General features: G+C 61.7%; 4 protein-coding genes. 2 read left to right on the plus strand and 2 right to left on the minus strand.

Annotation, left to right across the window (positions count from 1 at the left end):
- Positions 1 to 132: 132 nt before the first annotated feature.
- Both FY112_RS09780 and FY112_RS09785 read left to right on the plus strand, forming a co-directional pair.
- Positions 133 to 339, plus strand: a complete 207-nt coding sequence (locus FY112_RS09780) for a NepR family anti-sigma factor (protein WP_024319398.1) — start codon at positions 133 to 135, stop codon at positions 337 to 339.
- Positions 340 to 348: 9 nt separating this feature from the next.
- On the plus strand, positions 349 to 906 hold the full coding sequence (locus tag FY112_RS09785; protein WP_003542247.1) for an RNA polymerase sigma factor: 558 nt from the start codon (positions 349 to 351) through the stop codon (positions 904 to 906).
- Positions 907 to 1,148: 242 nt separating this feature from the next.
- Here the strand turns inward: FY112_RS09785 and FY112_RS09790 are convergent, their stop codons facing one another.
- Together FY112_RS09790 and FY112_RS09795 are read right to left on the minus strand one after the other, a co-directional pair.
- A complete protein-coding gene (locus FY112_RS09790) occupies positions 1,149 to 1,550 on the minus strand; it encodes a hypothetical protein (protein ID WP_131619575.1) in 402 nt (133 codons plus the stop codon).
- A gap of 9 nt (positions 1,551 to 1,559) precedes the next feature.
- Positions 1,560 to 1,840: DUF883 family protein (locus FY112_RS09795; protein ID WP_151518293.1), on the minus strand; the 281-nt coding region annotated here is incomplete at its 5' end.

Raw genomic sequence — 1,840 nt, forward strand, 5'->3', positions numbered from 1 at the left:
GATTTTAGGCCGGGTCGGCCTAAAATCTGAATCCTGTTCTAAATTAGCAAGTTAGAGCATGATGTCGTCCGAAAACCGCTCCCACTTTTCGGCATCATGCTCTGGACAGACAACCGGCGAGAAGACGAATTGATGACTACACGCAAGAAAGAAGCAGCCGATCAGCGAAAGCTGGAGTTGCGGGCCAGCGACATCCTGGACCCGAACAACCAGATCGGCGTCAGGCTGCGGTCGCTCTATGCGGCTGCACAGGACGAGGCGATTCCCGATCGTTTTCTCGACCTTCTCGAAAAGCTCGACCATGCTGAAATGATGGCTTCTGCCAAGATGGCCGAATAGGATCGTCGCATGGAAGACAAATCGCAACCCAGCTTCAAGCGGGAACTGCTGGCGGCACTCCCAAGCCTTCGCGCCTTCGCGATCTCGCTCATCGGGCGGCACGATCGTGCCGACGATCTCGTCCAGGACACCATCATGAAAGCCTGGGCCAAACAGGATCATTTCGAGATGGGCACCAATATGAAGGCCTGGCTCTTTACGATCCTGCGCAACGAACTCTACAGCCAAATGCGCAAGAGCGGTCGCGAAGTGCAGGACAGCGACGGGCTGTTCACCGAATCGATGGCGATGCACCCCTCGCAATATGGCGCGCTCGATCTGCAGGACTTCAAGAAGGCGCTCGACCAGCTGCCGCCGGATCAACGCGAGGCGATCATCCTCGTCGGCGCCTCGGGTTTTTCCTACGAGGAGGCGGCCGAAATCTGCGGATGCGCCGTGGGCACCATCAAGAGCCGCGTCAACCGGGCCCGCCAGCGGCTGCAGGAGTTGCTGCAGATCTCAGGCGAGGCTGATTTCGGCCCCGACGCCACCTCGGCGCCGCTGACATCGAAGGCTTTCGCGTTCTGACAAGAGTTATATTTGGGAGGAAAGCCGGCCGCCCCTCGGGGCGCCGGCTTTTTTGCGTTGTAAGGGTGGGAGAAGGACGGGCTCCACGGGATGGGACGGCCATTAGAGGCACTACCTCTCATCCTCATTCCTGTGCTTGTCACAGGAATGAGGGAGGGGTCGGCGTCCTACCCCAATCCTGCTGATACGCAAACCCGCTTCTCCTCGTCGTTCTCAGAACGATCAGGAGAGCCAATGCCTCTTCAATCCTCGCGCTTTGACCCTATCAGATTGGCCGCGACGATTGCTGCCAAAACACCGGCGGTCAGGAGCGGCTGGGCGCGGATAAGACCGAGCCCGACCGTTGCCAGCGATTCGAGCGCCGCACGGCGTTCGCGGGTGCGGTGTGCTTCCCGGGCGTTGATGATCGACATCGCCACCAGGGCGATGATGGCGATCAGCAGCGCGCAGGCGGCCAGGAAGAGAGCCGCGCCGACCGGGCCGTAGATGCCGGCAAGCCAGATGGCGCCGGCGGTGACGGCCAGCGCGTAGGCGGTGAGAAGGAAGAGCACGGCAAGCGCAATGAAGATGCCGTTGCGCTTGGCGCGCGCAACGGTCCGGTGCACGCTTGCGCCTGTCAACAGGCTGAGGATTGGTAAGAGCATCGCGCTTCCTCAGCGCCGGGCGAGGAAGGCGATGGCAAGGCCGAAAGCGGCCGCGGCGCCGATGGTCGCTAAGGGATGCTTGCGCACGGTCTCGCGCATTTCCGTCGCGCCGCGCTCATAGCCGTGCTGCAGTTCGCGCAGCAGATCCTCGCTACGGCCAAGCAGCTCCTCATAGCCGGCACCGGCCTGGCTGCGGATTTTCTCGCCCTGGTGGCGTGAGCTCTTGCCGACGAGGCGCGTCAGTTCCGCGAGTTCGTCGCGCAACGCTACGATCTGCTCCTCGATGCCCG

Source organism: Rhizobium sp. PEPV16, assembly GCF_008919455.1.
GTDB lineage: Bacteria > Pseudomonadota > Alphaproteobacteria > Rhizobiales > Rhizobiaceae > Rhizobium > Rhizobium leguminosarum_Q.

Bases quoted from the DNA above. Each gene is read 5' to 3' on its own strand.
- FY112_RS09780 (WP_024319398.1), top strand. From the start codon at position 133: ATGACTACACGCAAGAAAGAAGCAGCCGATCAGCGAAAGCTGGAGTTG.
- FY112_RS09785 (WP_003542247.1), top strand. From the start codon at position 349: ATGGAAGACAAATCGCAACCCAGCTTCAAGCGGGAACTGCTGGCGGCA.
- FY112_RS09790 (WP_131619575.1), bottom strand. From the start codon at position 1,550: ATGCTCTTACCAATCCTCAGCCTGTTGACAGGCGCAAGCGTGCACCGG.